The sequence below is a fragment of the Chryseobacterium gallinarum genome, assembly GCF_001021975.1.
Classification (GTDB): Bacteria; Bacteroidota; Bacteroidia; order Flavobacteriales; family Weeksellaceae; genus Chryseobacterium; species Chryseobacterium gallinarum.
This window is the reverse complement of the sequence record NZ_CP009928.1, coordinates 1,891,204-1,911,918: the sequence shown is the minus strand read 5'-3', so window position 1 is coordinate 1,911,918 and position 20,715 is coordinate 1,891,204. Positions and strand designations below refer to the sequence as shown.

20 protein-coding genes are annotated in these 20,715 nt (G+C 37.1%); 19 read left to right on the top strand and 1 reads right to left on the bottom strand.

Annotated elements, in window-relative coordinates:
• The first annotated feature begins 12 nt into the window (after positions 1-12).
• From OK18_RS08600 to ypfJ, 15 genes are all read left to right on the top strand, one after another.
• Positions 13-3,075 carry a TAT-variant-translocated molybdopterin oxidoreductase gene (locus OK18_RS08600; protein WP_053327741.1) on the top strand — a complete coding sequence of 1,021 codons (3,063 nt, stop codon included), beginning with the start codon at positions 13-15 and terminating at the stop codon, positions 3,073-3,075.
• A 25-nt stretch (positions 3,076-3,100) separates the two neighbouring features.
• The gene (gene nrfD / locus OK18_RS08595; protein ID WP_050021927.1) at positions 3,101-4,498 is read left to right on the top strand and encodes an NrfD/PsrC family molybdoenzyme membrane anchor subunit; all 1,398 of its coding nucleotides are present in this window, start codon (positions 3,101-3,103) and stop codon (positions 4,496-4,498) included.
• On the top strand, positions 4,485-5,006 hold the full coding sequence (locus OK18_RS08590) for a DUF3341 domain-containing protein (protein WP_050021928.1): 522 nt from the start codon (positions 4,485-4,487) through the stop codon (positions 5,004-5,006). Before nrfD ends, OK18_RS08590 begins: the two co-directional genes overlap by 14 nt.
• A complete protein-coding gene (locus tag OK18_RS08585) occupies positions 4,999-5,697 on the top strand; it encodes a c-type cytochrome (RefSeq protein ID WP_053327740.1) in 699 nt (232 codons plus the stop codon). The genes OK18_RS08590 and OK18_RS08585 overlap by 8 nt, the downstream gene beginning before the upstream one ends.
• Positions 5,698-5,705: 8 nt before the next feature.
• On the top strand, positions 5,706-7,037 hold the full coding sequence (locus OK18_RS08580; protein WP_050021930.1) for a hypothetical protein: 1,332 nt from the start codon (positions 5,706-5,708) through the stop codon (positions 7,035-7,037).
• A gap of 150 nt (positions 7,038-7,187) precedes the next feature.
• Positions 7,188-8,201 carry a hypothetical protein gene (locus tag OK18_RS08575; protein ID WP_053329331.1) on the top strand — a complete coding sequence of 338 codons (1,014 nt, stop codon included), beginning with the start codon at positions 7,188-7,190 and terminating at the stop codon, positions 8,199-8,201.
• Positions 8,202-8,468: 267 nt separating this feature from the next.
• Positions 8,469-9,677 (top strand): NTF2-like N-terminal transpeptidase, encoded by a 1,209-nt coding sequence (locus OK18_RS08570; protein WP_053327739.1) that lies wholly within the window; start codon positions 8,469-8,471, stop codon positions 9,675-9,677.
• Positions 9,678-10,214 (top strand): adenine phosphoribosyltransferase, encoded by a 537-nt coding sequence (locus OK18_RS08565; RefSeq protein ID WP_053327738.1) that lies wholly within the window; start codon positions 9,678-9,680, stop codon positions 10,212-10,214.
• A gap of 158 nt (positions 10,215-10,372) precedes the next feature.
• Positions 10,373-11,080, top strand: coding sequence for a YfgM family protein (locus OK18_RS08560; RefSeq protein ID WP_053327737.1), 708 nt, complete (start codon positions 10,373-10,375; stop codon positions 11,078-11,080).
• Between the two features lie 3 nt (positions 11,081-11,083).
• Positions 11,084-11,602, top strand: coding sequence for a 6,7-dimethyl-8-ribityllumazine synthase (gene ribH, locus OK18_RS08555; protein WP_053327736.1), 519 nt, complete (start codon positions 11,084-11,086; stop codon positions 11,600-11,602).
• A gap of 211 nt (positions 11,603-11,813) precedes the next feature.
• Positions 11,814-13,892 (top strand): LTA synthase family protein, encoded by a 2,079-nt coding sequence (locus tag OK18_RS08550; RefSeq protein ID WP_053327735.1) that lies wholly within the window; start codon positions 11,814-11,816, stop codon positions 13,890-13,892.
• Positions 13,893-13,979: 87 nt separating this feature from the next.
• The gene (locus tag OK18_RS21990; protein WP_410493149.1) at positions 13,980-14,147 is read left to right on the top strand and encodes a bacteriocin-like protein; all 168 of its coding nucleotides are present in this window, start codon (positions 13,980-13,982) and stop codon (positions 14,145-14,147) included.
• 28 nt (positions 14,148-14,175) lie between these two features.
• Positions 14,176-15,051: a hypothetical protein gene (locus OK18_RS08545; protein WP_156173248.1), complete on the top strand. Its 876-nt coding sequence runs from the start codon at positions 14,176-14,178 to the stop codon at positions 15,049-15,051.
• On the top strand, positions 15,044-15,871 hold the full coding sequence (locus OK18_RS08540) for a GLPGLI family protein (RefSeq protein ID WP_082129168.1): 828 nt from the start codon (positions 15,044-15,046) through the stop codon (positions 15,869-15,871). The genes OK18_RS08545 and OK18_RS08540 overlap by 8 nt, the downstream gene beginning before the upstream one ends.
• A gap of 48 nt (positions 15,872-15,919) precedes the next feature.
• The gene (gene ypfJ, locus OK18_RS08535; protein ID WP_053327732.1) at positions 15,920-16,777 is read left to right on the top strand and encodes a KPN_02809 family neutral zinc metallopeptidase; all 858 of its coding nucleotides are present in this window, start codon (positions 15,920-15,922) and stop codon (positions 16,775-16,777) included.
• Positions 16,778-16,863: 86 nt separating this feature from the next.
• Here ypfJ and OK18_RS08530 read toward each other — a convergent pair whose 3' ends face one another.
• Complete coding sequence (locus tag OK18_RS08530; RefSeq protein WP_053327731.1) at positions 16,864-17,709, bottom strand: GLPGLI family protein; 846 nt, start codon at positions 17,707-17,709, stop codon at positions 16,864-16,866.
• A 270-nt stretch (positions 17,710-17,979) separates the two neighbouring features.
• On the opposite strand from OK18_RS08530, the gene OK18_RS08525 reads away from it, so the two are divergent.
• From OK18_RS08525 to OK18_RS08510, 4 genes are all read left to right on the top strand, one after another.
• Entirely contained in the window at positions 17,980-18,309 is a 330-nt protein-coding gene (locus OK18_RS08525) for a HesB/IscA family protein (protein WP_050021936.1), read from the top strand.
• A gap of 172 nt (positions 18,310-18,481) precedes the next feature.
• The gene (locus OK18_RS21690) at positions 18,482-18,613 is read left to right on the top strand and encodes a four helix bundle protein (protein ID WP_238555429.1); all 132 of its coding nucleotides are present in this window, start codon (positions 18,482-18,484) and stop codon (positions 18,611-18,613) included.
• A 137-nt stretch (positions 18,614-18,750) separates the two neighbouring features.
• Positions 18,751-20,199: a Fe-S cluster assembly protein SufB gene (gene sufB / locus OK18_RS08515; protein WP_050021937.1), complete on the top strand. Its 1,449-nt coding sequence runs from the start codon at positions 18,751-18,753 to the stop codon at positions 20,197-20,199.
• 4 nt (positions 20,200-20,203) lie between these two features.
• On the top strand, positions 20,204-20,710 hold the full coding sequence (locus OK18_RS08510; RefSeq protein ID WP_050021938.1) for a GNAT family N-acetyltransferase: 507 nt from the start codon (positions 20,204-20,206) through the stop codon (positions 20,708-20,710).
• Positions 20,711-20,715: the final 5 nt, after the last annotated feature.

Sequence of the window (20,715 nt, the reverse complement as noted above, 5' to 3'; positions counted from 1 at the left end):
TTAGAAGTATAAATGGCTTCAAACAAAATACAATTCAGAAGTATTCATGAACTTAAAGATCCGGCTTTAAATAATAAGCTGGCTCAGAAAGAGTTTCAGGAAGAAATTCCGGTAGAAGATTTCCTTGGAGATGCTGAGAAAAACGGATCAAGTACTTCAAGAAGAGATTTCTTAAAATTATTAGGATTCTCTACAGCAGCTGTAACATTAGCTGCCTGTGAAGCTCCGGTAATCAAAACGATTCCTTACGTGGTAAAACCACATGATATTATTCCGGGAATCCCCAATTATTACGCTTCAACATTCTTTGATGGTTTCGACTTTGCCAGTGTTTTAGTAAAAACCCGTGAAGGTAGACCTATCAAAATAGAACCTAACCCGGCTGGTGGCGACTTAGGTAAAACTAACGCAAGAGCTCAGGCAAGTGTACTTTCTCTTTATGATAATGATAAAGTAAAGCAGCCAAAATTAGACGGGAAAGACGAAACTTTCGATAAAGTAGACAGTTTTGTTATCAAAGGTTTGGAAGAAGCTAAGGCATCAGGCAAAAAGATTGTGGTTTTATCACACTCTTTTGCTTCACCTACTTTCAAAAAGTTATTCGCTGAATTCAAAGCAAAATATCCTACTGCAGAATTAGTAACTTATGATGCTTTCCCTTACTCTGCACAACTGGATGCAGCTCAGGAAGTATTCGGACAAAGAGCTTTGCCTGTTTATGATCTTAAAGGATCCGAATTGGTAGTTTCTTTCCAGGCTGATTTCTTAGGAGATTATAATGCTTCAAGCTTAGAAACTTCTTATGCAGCTGCTAGAAAACCGGGACCAAACATGTTGAGACACATCCAGGTGGAATCCAATATGTCATTAACGGGTGCTAACGCTGATTCAAGATACAGATTAAAACCAAGTGCAGTAAACAAAACATTAGTGGAGGTTTACAATGCAATCGTAGGTGGCGGAACTTCAGATAAGACAGCTACTGAAATTGCCAACGAACTGAAAGCAAAAGGAAGCAAAGCTGTTGTTTTCGCAGATGGTTCCAAAGGAGCACAAGTTTTAGCACACTTAATCAACCAAAAACTAGGTTCAGTAGCTTTCACAGGTAAGGCTAACTTCCTTAAAGAATTTGATGGTGCAAGATACCAGGAATTCCTGGGATGGGTAAATGGTGGCCAGGTTGGCGTATTGATCGCCAACAATGTAGACCCTATCTACTCTCATCCAAAAGGAGAAGATTTCAAAAAATCTTTGTCAAAAGTTCCTTATGTAATTGCTGTAGCAGATAAAAAGAATGAAATGTACAAAGCAGCGAAAGCTGTAATTCCGGTAGCCAACTGGCTTGAGTCTTGGGGAGATATCGAACCACAGACAGGAGTATATTCATTAATGCAGCCTACTATCCAGAAAATCTACAAATCAAGACAGATTGAAGAGTCTCTATTGGTGTGGAAGAATGGTAAAAACAACGCTGCGAACAACTACTATGATTATTTAAAAGCAAATGCAGCTTCTCTTTTAGGAGGTACTTCATTCAATAAAGCATTATATAACGGTATCAATGCTTCTACTAATTCTACAACACTGTCTTACGCTGGTGGAAACGCTGCACAGGCTGTTGCTGAATTAGGGAACTTCAAACCTTCAGAATTAGAGCTGGTATTGTACACTAAGACATCTATGGGAGATGGTACTCAGGCCAACAACCCTTGGCTACAGGAGTTACCAGATCCAATCACAAGAATGTCCTGGGATAATTATTTAACAATTTCTCCAAAAGATGCAGAAAAGTTTGGAATCGATAACGATCTTAATGCGAGAATGCAGCTGGATGGTTCTATCGTAAACCTTACTGTAAACGGAGTAACCATAAAAGACGTTCCTGTATTCGTACAACCGGGACAAGCGGAAGGATCTGTAGGTCTTGCCCTTGGTTATGGTAAGAAAAACTCAGGAGCTACGGCAGATACCGGTGTAAATGCTTATCCGTTATTCGATGGTTCTAACCTTGTTGTTTCAGGTGTTAAGATCGAAAAAACAGGAGAAGAGCATGAGTTTGCAGGTATCCAGCTTCAAAATACATTAATGGGCCGTTATGAAATCGCTAAAGAAGTTCCTTTAGCAGACTTTATCAACGTAGCTTTCGATGATGAGCACAAAGGGTGGAATAAACCTTTGGAATACCACACGATCAGTGGGGCTCTTCCAGCAAGAAAAATTGACCTTTGGGATGCATTTGATGATACGGACGGACCTCACTTCAACTTATCAATTGACCTGAACTCTTGTACAGGTTGTGGAGCATGTATTATTGCCTGTCAGGCTGAAAATAACGTTCCTGTAGTAGGTAAAGCGGAAGTAAGGATGTCCAGAGATATGTACTGGTTAAGAATTGACCGTTACTATTCTTCAAGACAAACTGTAGAAGTATATGAAGGATTAAAAGAAGGAATGGCTGTACCAGAATTATACGGTACTGCATTCAATAAAGAAGGTGGAGCATTGAACCATCCTGCTGATAATCCGGATGTAATCTTCCAGCCGGTAATGTGTCAGCACTGTAACCACGCTCCATGTGAAACTGTATGTCCGGTAGCGGCTACTTCACACGGTAAGCAAGGTCAAAACCATATGGCTTACAACAGATGTATCGGTACAAGATATTGTGCAAACAACTGTCCGTACAAAGTAAGACGTTTCAACTGGTTTACTTATAACCTAAATGACAAGTTCGATTTCAACATGAACAATGATTTAGGAAGAATGGTACTTAACCCGGATGTAGTTGTAAGAACCAGAGGGGTAATGGAGAAATGTTCAATGTGTATCCAAATGACTCAGAATACTATTCTTGAGGCTAAGAAAGAGGGAAGAAAAGTGAAGGATGGTGAATTCCAGACTGCTTGTTCTAAAGCTTGTTCTACTGGTGCAATGACATTTGGAGACATGAATGATAAAGATTCTGAAGTAAGAAAGCTATATGCTTCAAACAGAAGATATTATTTACTGGAGGAGATCGGAACAAAACCAAATGTGTTCTATCACACTAAAGTAAGAAACAGAGTAGAAAAATAAAGTTTAAATAATAAATAGGTAAAAAATGTCAGGACATTACGAAGCTCCGATAAGGGAACCTCTAATTATTGGTCACAAAACTTATCACGATATCACAGAAGATATTGCACGACCTATCGAAGAAAGAGCAGGTAAATTATGGTGGATCTCATTATATGCTGCCTTAGTTCTATTCATCTACGGGTTCGGATGTATCGCTTATACTATCGGAACAGGTATTGGAGCATGGGGGCTTAATAGAACTATTAACTGGGGTTGGGATATTACCAACTTCGTATGGTGGGTAGGTATTGGTCACGCCGGAACCTTAATCTCAGCGGTATTATTATTATTTAGACAGAGATGGAGAATGTCTGTAAACAGATCTGCAGAGGCGATGACGATCTTTGCGGTGGTACAGGCGGCAATCTTCCCGGTAATTCACATGGGTAGAGTTTGGGTTGGATATTGGGTATTCCCATTACCAAACCAATTCGGTTCTCTTTGGGGGAACTTTAACTCTCCTCTACTTTGGGACGTATTTGCAATCTCCACGTATTTCTCAGTATCAACTGTATTCTGGTTCATGGGACTTATCCCTGACTTTGCAATGATCAGAGATAGAGCTAAGACTCCTTGGACGAAGAAAATTTATACATTCCTTGCATTCGGTTGGGGTGGTAAAGCAAAGCACTGGCAAAGATTCGAAGAACTTTCTTTGGTTCTTGCAGGTTTGGCAACTCCACTTGTATTCTCAGTACACACTACCGTATCCTTCGACTTCGCGACTTCAGTAATTAAAGGATGGCACTCTACAATCTACCCTCCTTACTTCGTTGCCGGTGCGATCTTCTCAGGATTTGCAATGGTACAGACCTTATTGTTGGTTGCAAGAAAAGTTTGTCACTTAGAAGAATATATTACCATGTATCATATCGAAATCATGAACATCGTAATCATCTTAACGGGTGGTATGGTAACTGTAGCTTACGCAACTGAATATTTCATCGGATGGTACTCAGGATCCAGATTTGAAGACTTTACGTATCTTTCTCCGGGTGCTGCTGTAGGTCCTTACTGGTGGGCATTCTGGTCATTGATCATCTGTAACCTTGTTGTTCCTGCTTCTTTCTGGTTCAAGAGACTAAGAACGAATATTATCTGGACATTCATCGTTGCATTGATCATCAACATCGGTATGTGGTTTGAGCGTTTTGATATCATCGTTATCAACCTTTCAAGAGACTACTTACCAGGATCATGGACAATGTTTAAGCCAACGATCATTGATGTGGGGGTATACTTAGGAACAATCGGATTCTTCTCTGTATTATTCTTATTATACGCAAGAACATTCCCTGTAATTGCACAGGCTGAATTAAAATCGATTTTGAAAATCTCAGGTGAAACTTATAAAGCAAAAGAAGGAGATGAGCACCACTAAAATTGTATACGGACTTTATGCGGACGACGACGATTTGATGAACGGCGTTAAAGCATTCAACGATAAAGGAATCAAAATAAACGAGGTTTATACTCCGTTTCCGGTTCACGGACTAGATAAGGCTTTAGGGTTAAAGAAAACCAGAATTTCTGATGCTGCTTTCATCTACGCTTGTTATGGAGTTACCATTGGTGCTACTTTAACATGGTACGTAATGAACCACGACTGGCCTCAGAATATCGGTGGTAAACCAGCTTTTGACTGGGGACACAACATGCCGGCATTCGTAGTTCCAATGTTCGAATTAATGGTATTCTGTGCAGCTCACATGATGTCTTTAACTTTCCTGGTTAGAAACAAAATGTATCCAGGAGCTCCAGCTCAGAACCCGGATCCAAGAACTACTGATGATAAATTCATGATGGAATTTGTAACTGATGATGTAGAATCTGTAAAGCAGTTACTTATTGAAACTGGAGTTGAAGAAATAACTGTTAAAGATGCTTAAAATGAAAAAAAATGTATTAAGAATTACAGCAGTTTTAGGTTTAACAACAGTTTTACTTAACTCTTGCGGACCAAAGGAGAACACTCCATTGGTTTATTTTCCGGACATGTATTTTCCGGTAGCTTACGATCCGTTGATGAAAGCTCAGGATGCTTATTCAGATCATGAAAATGAAATTCCGGCTTTCGTTAAAAATAATGGAGCAACAGGTCTTTCTCCTGTAGAAGGATCAGTTCCTCAGAATAAAGATGGAGTTTTTGAAGAAAGCTTACTTCCTAAGAATGTAGATGAATACAACGCGGGATATGATGCTTCCAAGAAACTGACAGTATCTCCTCTGAACCCGGCTAATGCAGCCAAGGATATTGAAAGAGGTAAAGTATTGTTTGACCACACCTGTGCTGCTTGTCACGGAACAGGAGGTGATGGACAAGGACCTATCGTGCAAAGCGGAGCATTCTCCGGGGTACCAAACTATGCTGACAGAGAGCTTACTGTAGGATCTGTTCATTATGTATTAACAAACGGTAGAAACGCGATGGGATCTTATGCCGGACAGCTAAACCCTGGTGATAGATGGAGAGTGGCTATGTATGTGATGAGTGCTTTCAAAAAAGGAGCAGCAGCACCGGCAGCAGCTACAGCGGCGGCGGCACCAGCGACTGAAACAACTACCGAAACTAAAAAATAAGAAAAGAAATGTATAGTTTTTCACCAAAATTAAAATCAACTTCTATAATACTTCTTGTTGTAGGTTTAGTTCTTTTCGGTATTGGTTTCTTTATGAACAAAGGAATTTCTACTGAGCAGATAGAACACATGATGGAAGCTGTTCATGCTTCCGGTCATACAGCACCTACACACTCAAGTGAAATGGTTGGACCTCAGGATCACGCAGCTCACCTTGAGCATGCTACCATGCAGGTACACAACCAGCCTTTAGCAGCAATACATTTTGTAGCTGTATTTTTCTTTGGAGTAAGCTGCTGCGTATTGTTCTTCTATTCTATTCAGCACGCTGCCCACGCAGGATGGCCAATCATCATTACAAGAGTAATGGAAGCTATTGCTTCTTACATTCCTTACGGTGGTGCAATCTTAGTAATCCTGATGATCTTAAACATCACTCATAATGGTCATTTATTCCACTGGATGGACCCTGAATTGACAAATCCGGATTCTCCGCATTTTGATGTGATCTTATTCGAGAAGAAAAAATTCTTAAATATACCTTTCTATGCAGTAAGAACTTTGATCTACGTGATCGGTGCTTCATTCTTTGCCTGGAAATTAAAGGCTCAGTCTAAGAAAGTAGACGAAACCAAGTCTAAAGTAGAGTATCAAATGCTTTACAGATGGTCAGTAGGATACATCGCATTCTTCGGATTTGCATCTGCAGCCTGGGCTTGGGACTGGTTGATGTCTATTGACCCTCACTGGTATTCTACAATGTATATCTGGTATTCAATGGTTAGCTGCCTTTCAAGTGGTATTGCTGTAATCATTCTGTTAAGTGTTTATCTTAAGAAAAATGGTTTCTTACCACAGTTCAATGACAACCACTTACACGATTTAGGAGTATTCCTTTTCGCTACAAGTATGCTTTGGACGTATACATGGTTTGCTCAGTTCATGCTTTACTGGTATGCTAACGTACCGGAAGAGGTTAATTACTTCTTCGGAAGATTCCAGCACTACTCTCCTACTTTCTTACCAATGCTGATCATCAACTTCTTGTTACCACTATTGGTATTAGTAAGCAGCAGCATCAAGAGAAACTACAAAGTAGTAACTACAATGGCTGTAGTAGTTCTTTTAGGACACATCCTGGATTACTTCAACATGGTAATGCCTGGAACCGTAGGACCATACTGGAAAACTCCTGAAGTATTCTTATTAATCTTAGGAGCGATCCTATTCGTAGCCGGATTATTTATGTTTACTGTACTTTCAGCTTTATCTAAACTGAAGTTGATTCCTACAGGAAACCCATTCTTACACGAATCTGAAATTTATGAGTATCCTTTTTAAGGGCTTGTAACAAAATAAAATTCTAAAAGACTGATTGTTAAACGATCAGTCTTTTTTTGTACAATGATGTGGACAGGACGCCCTTTTAGGTTACTTTCATCCCTTTACATTAAAGTCTGGTTTAATAGTAAACACCAAACAAATATTGCCATGAAAAGAATATACCTGTTTTGTATCATGCTCATCCTGGTCTCTGTTTTCGCAAACGCTCAAACCATTACTTTCATCTCTGAAAAGACCAATAAACCTCTTCCCAAAGTTTCCGTATTTGGAAAAGACGGAAATATTCTTGCCTATTCCGATATTGACGGGAAAATTGAAAAGCAAACACTATCTCCTTCTCAGGAAAAATTCCAGATCGTTTATAACAGTTTCCCGGTGGCTAGCCTTTCTTATTCGGATATGGATAAAGACGTGATCAGGATTAATGATCAGTTTAAAGAAATTGAAACCATCATTATCAAGAATAGTAAACCTGCCAAATATATTCATATAAAAGGAAACTTTAATGCCTATGTAACGATGAATAACAGACTAAATAGCTATACGGACGGGGTTATAACGTATATTTTTGACAACAAAACAAAAAAACTGAAGAGTGCAAATATTGAACAATACAGGATATTTCATTTAGCAGATGCTAAAAATGAAAAAAAAATAGTATCCTCGTGGGACACCAGCAGCTCTCTACGACTGCCAGAGCTTAAGTACGTAGGAAATCCTGAAGAGTATAAGACAAAAAGAAATGTCATAAAAGAATTGAAAGGAGATCATAAAGATCAGCTTGAAGTAACAGGAGAAGCTCTACAGCAAAAAGAATTCTCTATTTTCGGATTCAGGATCTTTGATCTCAGGACCATCCTTAATATGTCTTTTGAAAAAAATTCAGAAAAAAGCCTAAAAGATTTTTTAGAATACAACGAGGTTATTTCCTTAAAACTAAAACACAAAAGCGAAACCGACTATAACCAGATTATTACATACAATAATTTTTATCCTGCTGAATTAAGCTTTAGTGATGAAAAAGATATTGAAAAAGTAAAATTCAATAAAGATTACAGCAATTATAAAACCCAATTCTGGAATTCTTCTTCCTTTCCGAATATGCAGTCCATTTTCAGCAGCTTTTTTAAAGATGATCTGAAGGAAAAGCCTAATAAATAATTGCCACAAATCCTTTCTAAAATTAAGATTAAAACTGAATGCTGTAACTACTATTAGTCATACTAAACTTTTATATGAGCGCCACACTTGTCATCTTCGTATCTGAAAAATAATAAATCTTTTCAGGTCACTATGGTTTCTGCAATTATTCGCATCTTATCTTCTGATCTATAAATCTCAGGCACATACTCCTAAAAAAACATAAAATAAAAATAAAAACTTACTATTAATAAAGGTTTTACTAAATTTGCAACAAACCAAATAAAAATGAAAAAGTTTTCTTTTCTACTTGTTTTCAGCCTGTTGCTTTTTACAGCATGCAAGAAAGATCATGTAGATGCTACGAATACTAAAACACTGCAGTCAAGTATCAATGACATGACTTCCAGTCTTCCAACCATTAAGCAGATTAAGTTTAATGAAGCTCTTTATATCCTTAAAACATTTGGTGTAGAGGCTGATGGTGATATCAACGAGCTAAAAGCCCTTGGAAAACTGATCAACGGGAAAAAAGTTCCTGAAATCATGGCTCTGGCAGACGAAGTTGCAAAGAAAAACGGTATCGAATGGGCCAGTACTGCCCCACCATCACTGGGAGAAATGAATATCTTCGGGGATGACAAAGCCAAGGAAACTGACCCGAATGATGTAAAAGCAGGCGCTTTAAGCCTTGTTACGAGACCTACAGGTGATGACGGAACAGGCTCTCCTACGGCTATTCAGATTATTCCAAGACTGGTGGATGCTGCCGGAAATCCCATATCTTTTACAGGCGCCGGGCTGGAAGCTACCCTGGAAGTTTTCAGTAACGGAGTAAGACTTTCTACTGCGAAAAATCTTATGCAGGATAATAATTTTAAAGGTTTTAACCTTAAGTTCTCTTCTATTCCTGCTTCAAAAGTAGTGGATAATAAAATTGACATTACTGTTTCTGTAAAAACAACTGCCAAAACATTCAAAATGTCAAAAATCGGGCTAGATGTCAACGCTGCCGCTTTAAAAGTACCTGCAGTGCCAAAAACAGATACTACAGCCGTCGCCCAACAGCCAAGTGCAGTGGTGGATCCTAATAATCCGGCAACCACTACAACACCTTCCACAACAGAACCTGGCAATACTAATGCTCCGGCAGCTCCGGCAACTCCAAAACAGCCTTCTGCAGATCCTAAAAATACGGTAAGCAAGTTTTTGAATAATGTAAGCTCACAAAATTTAAAAGCAGCGTACGATGCATCCAACAACCCAAGCTGGGGAAGCTACGAATCGTTCTCAAATCCTAATTCCGGCTTTGGAGCGGTGAAAAACGTAAGTGTGAAAAACATTACCACAAGTGCTGCCAATGCCAATGGTGCCAGTGTAAACGCTACTTACGATGTAACAGACAAAAACGGAAAGACAACTTCTTTGAAAGTAACATTCGGACTTAAAAATGTAAACGGAGACTGGAAAATTTCCAGCTATAAAATAAATCCATAAATGGCTTCAGCAGAACTGATCAAAAAACTTGAAAATACCATTGAAAATATTCCTGATTTTCCAATTCCGGGAATACAGTTCAAGGATATATCGCCTATTTTTTTAAATCCGAAACTTTACGAAGAAGTAATTGCTGACCTTGCCGCCTTCAGTAAAGGAAAAGTAGATGCGGTTTGCGGAATAGAAAGTCGCGGTTATCTGTTTGGGATTGCTATTGCAGTCGCTTTGGAGGTTCCGTTTATCCTGATCAGAAAAGCAGGAAAACTTCCTCCACCTATCATTTCGGAGAAATATGACCTGGAATATGGGAGTGCTGAAATAGAAACGCGCGAAGGACAGATCAAAAAAGGACAAAGAATTTTGATTCATGATGACCTGCTGGCCACAGGAGGAACTACAGAGGCAGCAGCCAAACTGGTAGAGAAACAGGGAGCAATAGTATCTCAATTTAGCTTCCTGATTGGATTAAAAGGGCTAAACGGAGATGAAAAACTGAAAAAGTTCGGTGCTGATGTTTACCATATCTTAGAGTATTAACCAATACCAATAATAAATTAAATGCTCCGGAAACTATGTTTTCGGGGCATTTTCGTATTTATATTTAATAAATCACAACATTTACAGAACAATGCGCTAAAAGTATTTTGTAAATCATTCAGAAACAATTAAATTTGCAATTCAATTTTTAAAAACTTATGGCAAAATTGGGAAAGAGTGCTCAGAATGAGCAAGAAGGTAAAGAAACTGTTGAGTTCTTTAAGGACCTTGACAGAGAGGCTTTAAATACTGAGAGATTTCTTGAAAAATATTCAAAGCCTTTAGGTATTGCATTTGGAGTCTTGGTATTGGGTGTTTTAGGATTCTTTGGATATAAGCAATTTGTAGTTGCGCCTAAAAATGCTGAAGCTGTAAAAAGTTTCCTGGCTGCTCAGAAAAACCTTTCTGAAGGGAAAGATAAAGAAGCTTTGGGTGGAAAATCAGCTGCAAACCCTGGTTTTGTTGGTACATATAACGATTATTCAGGAACAAGTGTTGGCCAGCTATCAGCGTACAATGCCGGTTTATTGAAATTTAAAGAAGGAAAATTCCAGGAAGCTTATGACCTGTTAGACAAGTTTTCATCAGACAACAAAACGTTGGTAGCGATGAAGTACGGAGCTATGGCAGATGCAAAATCAGGCCTTAATAAAAATGATGAGGCTTTATCTTTACTAGACAAAGCAGCCACTGCTTCTGATGATCCTTATACAACGTATTACTTCACAAGAAAAGCAGGTATTCTGGCTTTAGGATTAAAGAAAAATACAGAAGCTAAAAAATATTTCTCTACCATTGATGAGAAATACCAGGATTATGACAACGGAATGTCTGATTCTTATATCGAAATGACTAAATATTATTAAAAAATGGCAACAGTTAATCTTTCCGATTACAAGCCACTTCATATAACAAATGCCGAAGATTTTTCTATCGGCATTGTTTTTTCTGAGTGGAATGATTTTGTAACGTACAATCTTCGTGATGCAGCCCTGGAAATCCTTGAAAAAGAAGGAGTGAAACCTGAAAATATCAAACTTTTTCCTGTTCCAGGAGCATTTGAGCTGAGCTATGCAAGCATGCAGCTTTGCAAAGAAAGAAAGTTTGATGCAGTAATTTCTATCGGATGCGTAATCCGCGGAGAAACACCTCATTTTGATTATGTATGTTCAGCAGTAGCACAAGGAATTAAAGACTGCAATATCATGACTGATACCCCTACTATTTTCTGTGTATTAACAGACGACAACAAAGAGCAATCTATTGCAAGAAGCGGGGGCGACCTTGGTAACAAAGGAGTGGAAGCAGCAGTGACCGCCTTACGAATGATAGATTTTAAAAAGAAATTATCTGATAAAAAAGGAAACATTGGTTTTGGACATTCTTAATCTTAAACCAATGCAACGATAACAGGAAGACTATCTCAATTTAGGGATGGTCTTTTTTTATCAGCATTATCCGGTAAATTGACTATTGTCCCTTCTTATTTCTTTTTGAAACCATTAAAATCTTCTTAATAAACCGTATGTTTTTACTTTTTTATGTTAAAAGTTGAACACAAAAACTATCTTTGTGAAACTAATATAGACCGTTCAATACATGTTTTTAAGAAAAATAAAACCGTTCCTGTATCTAGGAGTATTCTATCTTATTATATCGTTGATAATAAGAACAGTATTCTTTTTCCATCCCATTACCACAGCCAGTTTTAGCTTTTTTGAAGTAATAAAAGTGCTTGGTATAGGCCTTTTGAATGATATAGTGGTCTTCATACTGGCCAGTACGTTTCTGGCGCTCTATTTTTTATTCCTTTCCAATTCGAAATATAAAAAGCCTTATGGTTATATTATCTTCGGGATACTGGTTCTGTTTTTCCTGTATATCTGGCTTGTTCCCAATAATATTTTTAAGCAGTACGGAGGCTCAGTTACTGAAATAGCGTTGGCATTTGTAGGGATAAAAACATTTTTATTTGGAATCATGCTTTTCCTTCCTACTCAAAGAATCAAAATCCGTAACGTATTGTATTTTATCACATTATTTCTCTACGTCCTTTTAATCATCTTCAATGGAGTAAGTGAATACTTTTTCTATAATGAGTTTGGTGTACGGTATAATTTCATTGCAGTAGACTATCTGATTTATACTAATGAGGTAATTGGGAATATTATGGAAAGCTATCCTGTTGTCCCATTATTCTCAGCAATAATGATTGTTACCCTGGCTATCACATGGTTTATCTATAAAAAAACAAAAGATGAGCTGCTGGAACTTCCTGATTTCAAACAAAAAATGGTCTTACTGGGCACATTTATGGTCCTTTGTGCGCTCAGCCTTTTGGCAATACCTTCATTAATGCAGATCAAATCAGATAATGTTTTTGCCGATGAAATTGAGGCCAACGGATTACCTAAGTTTTACTGGGCATTCACCCATAATGAGCTGGATTATTTTCAGTTTTATTTGCAGATCAATCAGAAGCAGGCTGAAAGTAATTTCTTAAGCCAGTATTCGCAGCCTATGTTATCAAGGAATATTGTTTCGGAACAGCCTGAACTTAAGAAAAATGTGGTTTTGATTTCCATCGAAAGTCTTTCTGCAGATTTTATGGAGCACTACGGAAATAAAGAGAAAATTACACCGTTCCTGGATAGTCTGGCTGATAAATCACTGCTCTTCACCAATCTTTATGCTACGGGAAACAGAACCGTGCGTGGACTGGAAGCTTTAACGCTGTGTATTCCTCCTACGGCCGGAGAAAGTATCATTAAAAGGAATGATAATAAAAATAAATTTACCACGGGAAATGTCTTCAAATCCAAAGGCTATGATGTAAAATTCTTATATGGCGGTTACAGCTATTTTGATAATATGCAGGATTTTTTTGGAGGGAATGGCTATGGTATTGTAGACAGAAATAGCTTTAAGCCGGAAGAAATTACTTTTGCCAATGTTTGGGGTGTTGCCGATGAAGATATGGCCAGAAAAGCCATTCAGGTAATGAATGCTGAAGCCAAGTCAGGAAAACCGTTTTTCAATCACTGGATGACGGTTTCCAACCACAGACCCTTTACCTACCCTGATGGAAGGATTGATATTCCCGGAACGGCAAAATCCCGTGAAGGAGGAGTAAAATATACAGATTACTCTCTTAAACTGTTTTTTGATATGGCAAAAAAACAGGATTGGTATAAAAATACGGTGTTTGTAATCATTGCAGACCATTGTGCTTCCAGTGCCGGAAAGACAGAGCTTCCGATGGATAAGTACAGAATTCCTGCTATGATCTTTTCGGAAGGTTTTATTCAGCCGCAAAAGTTTGATACGCTGATGTCCCAGATTGATGTCATGCCTACTCTATTAGGCTTATTGAATTTCAGCTATACATCAAAATTTTTAGGGCAGGATGTTTTTACAAAAGAATTTCAGCCTAAAGCCTATATTGCAACCTATCAGGATCTTGGATTTGTAAAAGACGGACGTTTAACTATCATTTCCCCGGTAAAAAAAGTAAAACAGTATTCTCTGGAGCAGGAAAAAAGTGATCTTGCCCCTGAATTTAAGCTTTATTATAATGAAAAACTGCTGAAAAAAGCAGATCAGAAGCTGGTAGACGAAACCATTTCCGCTTACCAGTCTACATCGTATTGGTTAAAAACAAAACAGTTGAACAGGTAACAAAACATAATAAAAATATCACCATTTGATGATATTTTTATTATATTTGAAAGCAAACAAAAAAAACTTAACCAAAACTAATTGTTAATGAAAAATCTAAAACAAATTTCAAGAAGAGAATTAAAAACTGTAAAAGGAGGGACTGAATTTAATTGCCATTGTGCACCAGCGGGATCGGGAAAACCACCTTTAGACACTATAGCACCTGATGCTGAAACTTGTTTCAACATATGTGATAACTATAGGAATTCTTAATTTCACAAGTAAATTTTATACTTTATATATGAAGTATTTATTTTTAAATAAGAGGATATCCTGTATCCTCTTATTTTCATTTTGCGGACTAAAGGCACAGGAACTTACCCTTATCAATAAGACTGATGATCTTATTATAGTAAAAAATGAAAAAAAAGAAATATCAATAAATAGCCATAGCAAAAAAGAAATTAATGAAATAAATAAGATCACTATCAATATCGCTGATAAGCTTTTTCGAAATATTAATTTATTTCTTGAGCCAACAGAAAAACTAAATATTACCATTGAGAAAGATCAAAAATTTGTTTACACAGGAGATCAGGCCATTATCCACGAATACATCAATGAAACACTAACTAACAAAACATTTGGAAAAACGAATGTCTATTATAACATTGAGGATAAGAAAAACATTGAAGAATTAAAAATTACTTCAGAAATGCTTCTTGCAGATATCTTAAAGAAGTGCAAACTATCGAATATTCTTATTTCTCCGGATGACACAGACTCTGTAAAAAGATTAAAAAATTATATAAAGTATCAGTGGCTCTATACTTTATTTCTAACCTTTGACAGATCCAATTTAGATCAGGCATTTAAAAAAGAAGCTATTAATTATTATTTCAAAAAATATATAGAACCAGATATTACAAAATACAGCTGCGATTATTCTCTACGTTATCTGGTTATTAAAACGTTGGCAAAGAATAAGACTTTACTGCAAGCTGAACTTCCGATCTATCCTATTGTAGAACACACAGATGATGATAATGTTAACAAATACCTGCCACAAAACTGCCAAAAACAATATTTTCAGGAAAAATATAACTACCTGGACCACACCAACGGGCACAATAAAGAGTATTATAAAAAAGTTTTAATTGAAAAGTTTAATGAATAGTAGACCTATAATGAAGCCTGTTCTTATTTTTATTCTACTGTGGTACCCTTTTGGTTATTTCTTTGCGCAGAGTTATGAGATTACGTATGAAGTAAAGTTTAAGCCACAAAAAGAGAACAATACATTCGTAAAAGAAAATATGATCTTAAAAATCGTTAAGGACCAAAGCATTTTTTATAATCTTAATAAAGCTACAATTGACTCTTTGATCAGTCAAAATAATATTGTTGCTGTAAAATCCATTGCAAGTCCTTTACTCAGGCTTAAAGTTTCCAAGCATCTCTCTAAAAATATTCATACTGTAGGAGGTACATTTAATCAGTTCAAGTATTGGTATAATGAAAAGAATCTGCAATATTATGATCTAAAAAAACACGAAAATTATAAAAGCTATTCCACCAACGAGGCTTATGCTGATTTTGGGCAAAGAAAATGGCATATCCTATACACTACAGATGTTCCCATCAATGATGGTCCTTATATTTTTTCCGGATTGCCCGGACTGGTGCTCAAAGCAGAATCGGCGGATGGAGAATATAGCTTCGAAATGACAGCAATAAAAAAGACAGATAACTTATTCATCCCGGAAGTATATAAAGAAAACATTAAAAAAGAAAAATTAAGCAAGATTATCAATGATTTTATAGAAGACCCGGCCTCTCACCGTATTATTTTCAGTAATGACTCGGGAGATAGTTTTACTTATGATTTCAAAGGAACGAAAGACAAAAACTATAAAGAAACGAATGAATATATCAAAGGACTTATTCAAAAATTTAATAATTATCCGGATAAAGACATTCCGATTATAACATTTTAATTATTGTATGTTTTAATTTTATAAATTTACGTCACAAAAACATTTAGTATGAGATGGACAGACGACAGAGGCGGAAACGTTGATGACCGCCGTGGCTCCGGTGGCGGAGGTATGATTGTAGGTGGAGGACTTGGAACTTTAATTATAGCTGCAATCGTTTTCTTTCTGGGTGGCGATCCGTCCGGCATTTTAAATTCCGGCAGCATACAATCCTCCGGGAATACCGGCGAGAAAAGAGAGCTTACCGTACAGGAAAAAAAGATCGGGGAAATGGTTGATATGATGGCCGGATGGAATACCCAAACCTGGAGTCAGATCTTTAAAGAAAACGGGATGAGTTTTTCTAAACCCACAATTGTACTTTTCGAAAACACAACCAGCTCTGGATGTGGCACAGCACAGTCTGCCATGGGACCATTTTACTGTCCTGCCGATCAGAAAATCTATATGGACATGGAATTTTTCGGTGAGCTTCAGCAAAAATTCGGAGCTCAGGTTACTGAATTTACTGTAGCCTATGTTCTAGCACACGAAATGGGTCATCATATACAAACTCTTCTAGGAACTACTCAAAAAGTAGATGCTTTAAGAAGGAGCGGAAGATATTCGGAAGCTGAAATGAACAGGGTATCTGTTGCCACAGAACTTCAGGCAGATTTCTATGCCGGAGTGTGGGCGAAAAGAACCAATGACAGCAAAAATATTCTGGAGCCCGGAGATATTGAGTCTGCCATAGATGCTGCTGAGGCTGTTGGGGATGATAATATTCAGAGAAGAGCACAGGGATATGTGAATCAGGAAAGCTTTACCCACGGATCTTCTGCACAGCGTAAAGAATGGTTTATGAAAGGGTATAATACCGGTGATATCAGACAAGGGGATACCTTCAACCAGCTTTTAAAATAACCTTGCTAAGGTAAACTGCTCAAACCTGTTAGGTTTGATAAACTAAATATAAAAAATTCGGTCTCAAAATGAGACCGAATTTTCATTTATTGCAATTCGATTGGATTAGAATTTTTCTTAGCTTCTTCTTTAACCCTCTCCTCCATTCTTTTTCTTATATCGGCAGGGTTCTGATTTCCGCCAGAGCCTCTTCCACCTCCGATTCTCATTGGAGCAGATATACCTCCTGCCCCCTGAGTCATAAATGACATAGGATCTGTTCTGAACTTTTGCTGCTGTTTTACAAAATCGGTTCTTTTTACTTTTAAAGTATTTCCAAACTGGCTCAAAGTCGGAAATTCTGCAATTTTATAATTCTTCATCAGATCAAAAGAATAATCTCCTTTATCATCCTCTATTTTTACAATTAATCCAGGAAGTCCGCCAAACTTATATGGTCCGTCCTGATAAGGAAGATCTGTTGTAAACCAGGCTGTCCATTTTCTTCCTGCAAAATCTGTTTCAGCTTTTTGAACTTTATATTCTCCTATTTTTCTTGTTTCGGAGGAAATTTTCCAACTCACGGGCCGGTCTTCTTCATAAGAATACATATCCCTTCCGATTCTGTCTTTAAAATACGTTTTCTGATTGGTTTTATCCTTTTCTACGGAATAGCTGATATTGGTTCTCAGACTTTCCATCTGATCCCTGTTGATACTTCCTCTTCCACCACCACCTTGAAAAGCCTTTTGCATAATAGAATCTCTTTTGATCCTGTTTTCTGAATAAAAAACTGATTTCTCGGGAGAGATATCCAAATAAGCGTTTTCTGTTTTTATTTCACTTTTATTTTCTGCATTGGGTTTCATAGTTACCTGATACACGAACCGATTGGTCTGTGCCGAGACATGCTGGATGAAAAGCGCCAAAGCAATAATACCTAATTTTCTCATTATTATTTCTTTTATTGGATAGCAGCCTGGCATTAAAAGACAGGTTGCTTGTTTTATCCCAATTTTCTTTATAGATCACAAATGCATTTCAAGGTTAAATCAAAAACAGGGCTATTCATCTGTAAAAGAAATTTTTATACTGATGAAGTACCTTTTATACAACAAAAACAGTCCTATTAAGATCATAATCATTAAAATAGATATCTTCGATTTGAGATTGCGGAAATTAGTTCGTATTTTTGCATCATTAAATCATTCTAAATAAATACAATGATAAAAGTATCAGACCATGCAAAGGAAAAAGCCATCCAGTTAATGACGGAAGATGGTTTTAACCCTGCTGAAGATTATATACGGGTGGGGGTGAAAAGCGGCGGATGCTCTGGTTTAGAGTATGTTTTAAAGTTTGACAACCAAAAAACAGACACAGATCAGATTTTTGAAGATAATAACATTAAAATTATTATAGATAAAAAATCCATCCTCTATTTAGCAGGAACAACTCTTGAGTATTCAGGAGGATTGAACGGAAAGGGATTTGTTTTCAACAATCCGAACGCATCCAGAACATGTGGGTGTGGTGAATCATTTAGCTTGTAGCTATTAAAAGATTAAATGATTGAAAAATTTAAAGATTAGTAATGGCTGCTGAATTTGAAAATTTTGAAGTTTATCAACTTACAGTTACTCTAACTAAGAATATCTTTAATCTTTTAAAAAAAGACAAGTTTAAAAAAAGTTTGAACTGACAAACCAAATCAAAAGAGCTGTTTTGTCGGTTTCAAATAACATTGAAGAGGGAAGCGAGTACAATAATAACACACAGTTTATTCGATATTTAAAATATTCTAAAGGAAGTTGTGGAGAAGTAAGAAATATGTTACATCTTTGCTCGCTGTTATGATGAAGATACGAACCAGTTAATTAATGATTGTAAATTAGTTTCTAAACAATTATCAAAATTTATTGATTATCTCTCTAAAACTGATACTAGGGAACAAAGCTAATTTTTAATCATTTAATTTTTTAATTATTTAATTAATGTCAAAATACACTGAAGACGATTTAAGAGTCGATCTAGAAAATAAAAAATATGAATTCGGTTGGGAAACGAAGATTGATTATGAAGACTTCCCGACTGGTTTAAATGAGGATATCATCCGTGCCATCTCTGCTAAAAAAGAAGAGCCGGAATGGATGACTGAATGGCGACTGGAGTCCTTCAAGATCTGGCAGAAAATGACAGAACCTACCTGGGCCAACATCAAATATGAAAAACCTGATTTTCAGGCAATCCGTTATTATGCTGCACCTAAAGTAAAGCCTGAACTTGCCAGCCTTGATGAAGTAGATCCGGAATTATTGAAAACCTTTGAAAAGCTAGGAATCAATATCGAAGAGCAGAAAAGACTTTCAGGAGTGGCTGTAGACATCGTAATGGACTCAGTTTCTGTGAAAACCACTTTTCAGGATACCTTGGCAGAAAAAGGAATTATTTTCTGTTCTATTTCTGAAGCGATTAAGAATCATCCTGATTTGGTAAGAAAATACCTTGGAAAAGTAGTTCCCAGAGGTGATAACTTTTATGCAGCATTAAATTCCGCAGTATTCTCTGACGGAAGTTTCTGTTATATTCCTAAAGGCGTAAAATGCCCGATGGAACTTTCTACATATTTCCGTATCAACCAGGCAGGAACAGGACAGTTTGAAAGAACACTTGTAATTGCCGATGAAGGAAGTTATGTTTCTTACCTGGAAGGCTGTACAGCACCATCAAGGGACGAAAACCAGCTCCATGCTGCAGTTGTGGAATTGATTGCGTTAGACGATGCAGAAATTAAATATTCTACGGTTCAGAACTGGTATCCGGGTAATGAAGAAGGAAAAGGAGGAGTGTTCAATTTTGTCACAAAAAGAGGTCTTTGTGAAAAAAACGCAAAAATCTCATGGACGCAGGTTGAAACAGGTTCTGCTGTAACATGGAAATATCCTTCTTGTATTCTGAAAGGAGACAATTCCATCGGAGAGTTCTACTCTATCGCAGTAACGAACAACCACCAATATGCAGATACGGGAACAAAAATGATTCACATTGGAAAAAATACCAGATCTACAATCATTTCAAAAGGTATATCTGCAGGAAAATCCCAGAATTCATACAGAGGACTGGTAAAAGTAATGCCTTCTGCAAAAGGAGCCAGAAACTTTTCACAATGTGACTCTTTATTAATGGGTAATGAATGTGGAGCACACACTTTTCCATATATAGAAATCAAAGATCCTAGTGCACAATTAGAGCACGAAGCGACAACTTCAAAGATTGGGGAAGATCAGATTTTCTACTGTAACCAGAGGGGAATTGATACGGAAAAAGCCATTGCTCTGATTGTAAACGGGTTCAGTAAGGAAGTATTAAACAAACTTCCAATGGAATTTGCCATTGAAGCACAAAAACTACTTGAAATTTCATTAGAAGGATCAGTAGGATAAAAATATGATAGCTACAGAAAGATTAATTGTAAGAAGACCAGCAAAAGAAGATTTTGAAAAATTCTTTGAAATTAATCATGATCCTCAAACCAATATTTACAATCCAGGTGGACCCATGAGTTTTGAAAAAGCAGAAAGCACATTTGCCAGGATGCTTGATCATTGGGAAATACATAATTTTGGAGGTTGGGCGATTGTTGAAAAAGATCATCCTGACAACATAATTGGTTTTGGAGGGCTAAGCTATAAGCTCTACGGAGAAGAAGAAAAATTGAATTTAGGCTATCGTTTTGCCTCCCGGGCATGGGGGAAGGGATACGCCACAGAATTCGCAAAGAAAGCTATAGAATACGGGCTTAATGAGAAGAATAAGGAAGAAATATTCGCTATTGTCCGTCCCGGCAACATAGCTTCTGTTAAAGTTTTGGAAAAGGCAGGTATGATCCGAATCGGGACGCTTAATGATGTTCCTGGTCAGCCTGAAAGTTTAGTATATAGAATTCAAAAATAATTTGT

What these genes read in the sequence shown, in the direction of transcription:
- OK18_RS08600 (WP_053327741.1), top strand. Translation starts at nt 13, where the DNA reads ATGGCTTCAAACAAAATACAATTCAGAAGTATTCATGAACTTAAAGAT.
- OK18_RS08565 (WP_053327738.1), top strand. Translation starts at nt 9,678, where the DNA reads ATGGCTTCAGCAGAACTGATCAAAAAACTTGAAAATACCATTGAAAAT.
- sufB (WP_050021937.1), top strand. Translation starts at nt 18,751, where the DNA reads ATGTCAAAATACACTGAAGACGATTTAAGAGTCGATCTAGAAAATAAA.
- OK18_RS08530 (WP_053327731.1), bottom strand. Translation starts at nt 17,709, where the DNA reads ATGAGAAAATTAGGTATTATTGCTTTGGCGCTTTTCATCCAGCATGTC.
- nrfD (WP_050021927.1), top strand. Translation starts at nt 3,101, where the DNA reads ATGTCAGGACATTACGAAGCTCCGATAAGGGAACCTCTAATTATTGGT.
- OK18_RS08510 (WP_050021938.1), top strand. Translation starts at nt 20,204, where the DNA reads ATGATAGCTACAGAAAGATTAATTGTAAGAAGACCAGCAAAAGAAGAT.
- OK18_RS08580 (WP_050021930.1), top strand. Translation starts at nt 5,706, where the DNA reads ATGTATAGTTTTTCACCAAAATTAAAATCAACTTCTATAATACTTCTT.
- OK18_RS08525 (WP_050021936.1), top strand. Translation starts at nt 17,980, where the DNA reads ATGATAAAAGTATCAGACCATGCAAAGGAAAAAGCCATCCAGTTAATG.
- OK18_RS08585 (WP_053327740.1), top strand. Translation starts at nt 4,999, where the DNA reads ATGCTTAAAATGAAAAAAAATGTATTAAGAATTACAGCAGTTTTAGGT.
- OK18_RS08560 (WP_053327737.1), top strand. Translation starts at nt 10,373, where the DNA reads ATGGCAAAATTGGGAAAGAGTGCTCAGAATGAGCAAGAAGGTAAAGAA.
- OK18_RS08545 (WP_156173248.1), top strand. Translation starts at nt 14,176, where the DNA reads ATGAAGTATTTATTTTTAAATAAGAGGATATCCTGTATCCTCTTATTT.
- ypfJ (WP_053327732.1), top strand. Translation starts at nt 15,920, where the DNA reads ATGAGATGGACAGACGACAGAGGCGGAAACGTTGATGACCGCCGTGGC.
- OK18_RS08540 (WP_082129168.1), top strand. Translation starts at nt 15,044, where the DNA reads ATGAATAGTAGACCTATAATGAAGCCTGTTCTTATTTTTATTCTACTG.
- ribH (WP_053327736.1), top strand. Translation starts at nt 11,084, where the DNA reads ATGGCAACAGTTAATCTTTCCGATTACAAGCCACTTCATATAACAAAT.
- OK18_RS08550 (WP_053327735.1), top strand. Translation starts at nt 11,814, where the DNA reads ATGTTTTTAAGAAAAATAAAACCGTTCCTGTATCTAGGAGTATTCTAT.
- OK18_RS21990 (WP_410493149.1), top strand. Translation starts at nt 13,980, where the DNA reads ATGAAAAATCTAAAACAAATTTCAAGAAGAGAATTAAAAACTGTAAAA.
- OK18_RS08575 (WP_053329331.1), top strand. Translation starts at nt 7,188, where the DNA reads ATGAAAAGAATATACCTGTTTTGTATCATGCTCATCCTGGTCTCTGTT.
- OK18_RS08570 (WP_053327739.1), top strand. Translation starts at nt 8,469, where the DNA reads ATGAAAAAGTTTTCTTTTCTACTTGTTTTCAGCCTGTTGCTTTTTACA.
- OK18_RS08590 (WP_050021928.1), top strand. Translation starts at nt 4,485, where the DNA reads ATGAGCACCACTAAAATTGTATACGGACTTTATGCGGACGACGACGAT.